The organism is Vibrio sp. 10N.222.52.B7, assembly GCF_041474275.1.
GTDB classification, from domain to species: domain Bacteria; phylum Pseudomonadota; class Gammaproteobacteria; order Enterobacterales; family Vibrionaceae; genus Vibrio; species Vibrio crassostreae_C.
The window spans coordinates 1-5,753 of record NZ_JBFRTU010000133.1 but is presented as its reverse complement, the minus strand read 5'-3'; the positions used below and the strand labels follow the sequence as shown (position 1 = coordinate 5,753).

General features: G+C 42.6%; 5 protein-coding genes and 1 riboswitch. Of the genes, 3 read left to right on the top strand and 2 right to left on the bottom strand.

From position 1 onward, the window contains the following. Positions 1 to 48: 48 nt before the first annotated feature. Entirely contained in the window at positions 49 to 1,158 is a 1,110-nt protein-coding gene (trmA, locus tag AB4512_RS21285) for a tRNA (uridine(54)-C5)-methyltransferase TrmA (protein WP_017061050.1), read from the bottom strand. A 154-nt stretch (positions 1,159 to 1,312) separates the two neighbouring features. Next, a riboswitch (cobalamin riboswitch) is annotated at positions 1,313 to 1,518 on the top strand. A 39-nt stretch (positions 1,519 to 1,557) separates the two neighbouring features. Here trmA and btuB point away from each other — a divergent pair. From btuB to murI, 3 genes are read left to right on the top strand one after another with little or no spacing between them, the layout of a single operon-like run. Beyond that, positions 1,558 to 3,375: a TonB-dependent vitamin B12 receptor gene (gene btuB / locus AB4512_RS21280; protein WP_017070283.1), complete on the top strand. Its 1,818-nt coding sequence runs from the start codon at positions 1,558 to 1,560 to the stop codon at positions 3,373 to 3,375. 48 nt (positions 3,376 to 3,423) lie between these two features. Beyond that, positions 3,424 to 4,089, top strand: coding sequence for an ATPase (locus tag AB4512_RS21275; protein ID WP_102332806.1), 666 nt, complete (start codon positions 3,424 to 3,426; stop codon positions 4,087 to 4,089). Positions 4,090 to 4,149: 60 nt separating this feature from the next. Next, entirely contained in the window at positions 4,150 to 4,956 is an 807-nt protein-coding gene (gene murI, locus AB4512_RS21270) for a glutamate racemase (RefSeq protein WP_372175601.1), read from the top strand. Here murI and AB4512_RS21265 read toward each other — a convergent pair. Next, positions 4,919 to 5,371 carry an RNA recognition motif domain-containing protein gene (locus AB4512_RS21265; RefSeq protein WP_372175600.1) on the bottom strand — a complete coding sequence of 151 codons (453 nt, stop codon included), beginning with the start codon at positions 5,369 to 5,371 and terminating at the stop codon, positions 4,919 to 4,921. The genes murI and AB4512_RS21265 overlap by 38 nt on opposite strands. Positions 5,372 to 5,753: the final 382 nt, after the last annotated feature.

Here is a 5,753-nt window from a genome sequence, read left to right as displayed (position 1 = left end):
GGCTCGTTTTTTTGTATCTGCTGTTTGGCTTAGACCTGAAAGCGATACTTACGCTTTACGCTCTAGGAATACGCCAGCTTCCATGTGGTGCGTGTAAGGGAACTGGTCAAACAGAGCAAAACGAGTGATGTCGTGCGTTTCGCTTAGGATGTCTAGGTTCTCTTTCAATGTTTCAGGGTTACAAGAGATGTACATGATACGCTCGTAGCCTTGAACCATCTTACAAGTATCAACATCCATACCTGAACGCGGTGGATCAACAAAGATAGTGTTGCAGTTGTAGCTCTTAAGATCGATGTTCGCTTGCTGTAGACGACGGAACTCACGCTTGCCTTCCATTGCTACAGTAAAATCTTCTGCAGACATACGGATGATCTGAACATTTTCAATGTTGTTCGCAGCGATGTTGTATTGCGCAGATTCTACTGACGGTTTCGCCAGTTCAGTTGCCAGTACACGCTCGAAGTTTTGTGCTAGCGCTAATGAGAAGTTACCGTTACCACAGTAAAGCTCAAGTAAGTCGCCTTTGCTGTCTTGAGTACAATCGACAGCCCATTCCAACATTTTCTCTGCCACTTTGCCGTTGGGTTGAGTAAAGCTGTTCTCTACTTGTTGGTAGATGTAGCTATCACCATTCACATCTAGCTTTTCAATTACGTAGTCGCGGTCCAGTACGATTTTCATCTTACGCGCACGGCCAATCAGGTTTAGGTTAAAACCTTCATCGTTTAATTGCTGCTTAAGTGCTTTAGCATCTTGAATCCACTGTTCACCTAATTGACGGTGGTAAAGCAATGACACCAAAATTTCGCCGCTTAACGTAGAAAGGAAGTCTACTTGGAATAGCTTGTGGCGCAGAGAGTGGTTGTCCTTCATTGCATCTGTTAATAGAGGCATTAGGTCATTGATAAGACGGCTAGCTGCAGGGAACTGGTCTACGCGGTATTTTTCTTTAGTCTCTTGATTGAACATGACGTAATACATATCGTCACCTTCATGCCACACGCGGAACTCAGCACGCATGCGGTAGTGTTGTTCTGGAGATTCATACACTTCCAGTTCAGGCACATCATATTCTGAGAACATTTCTGTAAGACGCTCTGTCTTTTCTGCCAGTTGTTCTTGGTAGCGTTGCGGGTTTACATCTAAATTCGCCATTGTTATGCCTTTTGCTGTCGTGCTTTTAAATCAAGAGCGCAGATTTTATTCAATCACAGGCGCTTGTCCAGTGTTGAGAGCCATTCAATGTAAATCGACCATGAAAACTATAGCTTATAACTATCTTAGACTAGACAAATGATTCATAGGTCAATACTATCTTCGGCAAGCTGGTGTCATTTAGATGTATAGATGGCTGAAGAGGGAATCTGGTGTAAATCCAGAACTGACGCGCAGCGGTAAAAGAGAACGAGTATTCATAAGACACTGCAAATAGCTTTTTGTGGGAAGTCGAATATTAGGTAACCGTAAGGGTTGTGCTCTTGAGTCCGAATACCTGCCAGCGGCCAAGTCATAAGATGTGGTTTGGTAGGACTTTACGCGATTTAGGATCACAACATGAACAAATCCCTTTTAGCGGTTGCTGTAGCATCGCTGCTTTCACCTATCTCCAATTTACACGCCCAACAAGCATCTGCCGACGAAACCATGGTGGTTACGGCTAACCGTTTTGAGCAAAGCACGGAAAGTGTTGTCGCTCAAGTTGAAGTAGTAACACGCCAAGATATCGATCGAATTCAAGCTAAGTCTCTAACAGATGTGTTTAGACGATTGACGGGTATTCAGGTTTCACAAAATGGAGGCCGAGGACAGCAAGCTTCGATCTTTGTTCGTGGTGCTAACTCTGATCAAGTGCTTGTTCTCATTGATGGTATTCGTTTTGCGCGAGCTGCAAAGGGTGGTGTCGATTTTAGCCAGTTACCAATTACATTCGTTGACCGAGTGGAATACGTTCGAGGAGCTCGTGCCGCTATGTATGGCTCAGAAGCTATCGGCGGTGTTATCAACATTATTACTGTTGCAAACTCTGACAATGAAAAAACGGCAGTTAGTGCAGGTTTAGGAAGCTTAGATTACCAAGAGCTGAGCTTTGTTAGTGGTACTAAGGTCGGTGAAAATGGTCACTTGAACGTATCTGTTGGTTACGATTCCGATGAGGGATACAACGTTCATCCATTACCAGGTGTTAATGATGGTGATCGCCATGGTTTTGAATCACGCAATGCTCTAATTGGTTATGTTCATAATTTTGATCAGCAATGGAGTGGCTTCGCGAATTTCCGTATGTTTGAAACCATTTCTCAGTACGATGGTTCATTTGGTACAGACCATTCTTACAAAGAAGCTGAAGTTCAAAATTCGACCTTTGCTACTGGTGTTAAATATAGTGGCAGTGAACTTAAGTCTGATTTCTTAGTTAACTATCAGAATCAAGATAACTGGAACTACGAACAGTCTTTAGGCAAGAACTCAGCGTCAGCAACATCTGATGAGCTTGAACAGCTAAATGTTCAATGGGTGAATTCATACAAACTAACGTCGTCACTGACTCTTAGTGGTGGTGTAGATTGGCGTGATGAGGCTTATATTGTTAAGCCTTCGAATACTGAATACGACAGAACGAATGTTGCGTACTTCGCTGCATTAAACGCAGATGCGGATAAAGTGTTCGGAGAACTGAGTCTTCGTGTTGATGACAATGAGCAGTTTGGTACAGAAACTACTTACAACACAGGGTTAGGCTATCGTTATGCTGAGTGGCTTGTTGTAAAAGCAGCTTATGGCACATCCTTCAAAGCACCTAACTTGTATCAACTATATAGCTACTACGGTAATGCACAGTTAGAAGCTGAAAAGGCAGATTCATTTGAACTGACTTTTGGTGGCTTAATCAAGGATGTTGATTGGTCGATTACTGGCTATGACACGAACGTCGAAGACTTAATTGATTACAACTACGCGACAAGTAAGTACTACAATACCGATGGCGAAAGCCAATTACGTGGTGTGGAAATGGTCGTTGGGTTTGATACTAGCTTTATTAACCACCAAGTGAGCGCTAATTTCCAAGACCCAGAAGATCAATCTGGTGAGCAACTGATACGCCGAGCTAAGAAGATTTACAAGTATAATGCAGTGGCTAGTTTCGATGATGTGGATGTTTCATTAGGTTTCCAATATGTAGGTGAGAGACCGGACTTCTCTGAAGATCTCGCAGCGTATAGCTTGTTTGATGTTTCAGTGAACTACTATGCGAATGAAAACCTTACTTTAAATGGTCGAGTGGATAACTTAACTGACGAAGAGTACGAGACTGCTGGTGGATACCCATCACCAGAGCGTACATATTACGTGAATGCTACTTACCAATTCTAATTATCACCTAAACCGCCTTCGGGCGGTTTTTTCTTATTGGGTATATCAATGAAAAAGAAAGTCGTCATAAGTTGGTCGTCAGGCAAAGACTCTACATTAACCCTAGAACGTCTACTTGAAAGCACCGAGTATGAAGTTGTTGCTCTCTATACTACGTATGTTGGAGATGAGGTCCCTTTCCAAGTCACGCCAATCGAGGTTGTCGGAATGCAGGCTACATTGATCGGTTTGCCTCTAATAACGATTGAGCTGCCGGAGGTGTTCCCAAGTAACGAGATCTATCAAAGTACGATTGTTACGGCGCTTAAAGGATCGGGTTTATCTATTGATGCCGTGGCATTCGGCGATATGTTTTGCAATGGTATTGCTGATTACCGAAGAAGTTATATAGAACCTGCGGGCTGGGAGTGTGTATTTCCTCTACTAGGAGAGAGTAGCCAAACTCTGGCTCAAGAAATCATAAATAGAGGAATCGAAACCTTTCTCGTCACAGTTGATAGCGATGCATTAGACATGAGCTATTGCGGGAAAGAATACACGCCTGAACTAATAGACAGTTTGCCAAGTCACGTCGACCCATGTGGAGAAGATGGTGAGTTCCATACCTTAGTAACGTCAGCGCCATGCTTTAAAGGTAAGCTCAAGATAGAGCTAGAAAATGTAGAGCAGGGTGAGCGCTTTGGGCATCAACGCTACCGAGCTTGCATTATATAGAGTGATGATTGGCGAAAACTAAGTGAAGGGGTATCATTGCTGCGGAACTTCTTACAGGTAATGGTTGTGTCGAAAAGCATACAAAAAAACATATTGGTCTTTGATTCTGGAGTTGGCGGCCTCTCTGTATATAAAGAGATAAGCCAGTTACTACCCAATCACAACTATATCTATGTATTCGATAACGAGGCTTACCCTTATGGTGAGCTCGATCAGCAAGTCCTCATTCAGCGAGTCCAAAGTATCGTCGCCAGTTTTGTGGCGAGTCACGCTATTGATATCGTGGTGATAGCTTGTAATACGGCCAGTACGATAGTCCTGCCGACACTTCGCGCTAATAACCTTATCCCTATTGTCGGCGTAGTCCCGGCAATCAAACCTGCTTCGTTACTGGCTAATAAAGCGGTTGGCCTTATTGCGACTCCCGCGACGATTACTCGTGAATACACACACGAGCTCATCAAAAACTTCTCGAGTAATAAAAGAGTAGAGCTGTTGGGTTCTACTCGGCTGGTGGATATGGCCGAAGATAAACTCAGAGGCGAGGAGATTAGCCTTGAAGAGTTACAGCAAATCCTTCAGCCGATGATCAACACAATTGATGTGGCTGTATTAGGATGTACTCATTTCCCATTGATCAAATCAGAGATTCAACAAGTACTAGGTGAAAGTGTAGTGCTGATAGATTCTGGTAAAGCGATAGCTAAGCGGGTTCAAGATTTGTTGGGTTTAGAAAGCGTTAATAAAGAAGGGGAAGTACGTGAAGTTTTTTGTAGTGCACTTCCTAAAAAAGAAAGTGCACTAAATAGTATGTTAAAGCAGTTAGGGTTTAGCTCAGTTCAGATTCGTCCGCTTCAGGATGTTTAGGATCATTTGCAACACGTACTTTTAAAGTGCGTTGCATGTAATCTTTATCGTTAAGTGCAGAGATTGCATGATTCACATCATTACTTGCCATAACAACAAATCCAAAGCCTCTTCTTTTACCAGTACGTTTGTCTTTCATTAAACGTACTGCAAATACTTCACCATGCTCTGAGAATAATTCACGTACATGTGATTCGTTCGCTTTGTATGGAAGGTTACCCACATAAAGTGTTTTGGTTGAAGCCTTAGGTTCTGAATCTGATTTTGAGTTGGTGCTTGAAAAGTTAACAACAAAAGCGGAAGCCAAGACACCAAGGATAAAGGTAATTGCAGGCGATATATCTACCTGAGAGAAAACAATGCCGCCTAATACAGCCAGTGCGACAATTAACAACATCGATTTTTTTGAGTTCATATCGGAATACTACATATTAATAAACGAAATAGACGCATCTACCATTAACAAAATAGACACATGAATCTTACGTTCATGGCTTCCATTTTTCCAATGTATTGCTGTGATACGTCTCAAATGTTTAGTTTTTATTCGAAAAATGCGGATCTGGTGGCTTTTTAGGCGAACAAAACTTTTATTTCAAAAAGCCCTTGTGCTCCATCTCAATCTCTCTATAATGCCGCCTCACCGACACGGAGTGAGACGAAAGTCACACAGCGAAATCGGTAGAGAAAAAGAGTTTGAAAATAACCCTTGACTCTCAAAGTGGTGCAGGTATAGTACGCACCCCTAGCGATTGAGATGTGAATCACAAAACGCTAGCGCTCTTTAACAATTTAAA

Bases quoted from the DNA above. Each gene is read 5' to 3' on its own strand.
- murI (WP_372175601.1), top strand. From the start codon at position 4,150: ATGGTTGTGTCGAAAAGCATACAAAAAAACATATTGGTCTTTGATTCT.
- AB4512_RS21265 (WP_372175600.1), bottom strand. From the start codon at position 5,371: ATGAACTCAAAAAAATCGATGTTGTTAATTGTCGCACTGGCTGTATTA.
- btuB (WP_017070283.1), top strand. From the start codon at position 1,558: ATGAACAAATCCCTTTTAGCGGTTGCTGTAGCATCGCTGCTTTCACCT.
- AB4512_RS21275 (WP_102332806.1), top strand. From the start codon at position 3,424: ATGAAAAAGAAAGTCGTCATAAGTTGGTCGTCAGGCAAAGACTCTACA.
- trmA (WP_017061050.1), bottom strand. From the start codon at position 1,158: ATGGCGAATTTAGATGTAAACCCGCAACGCTACCAAGAACAACTGGCA.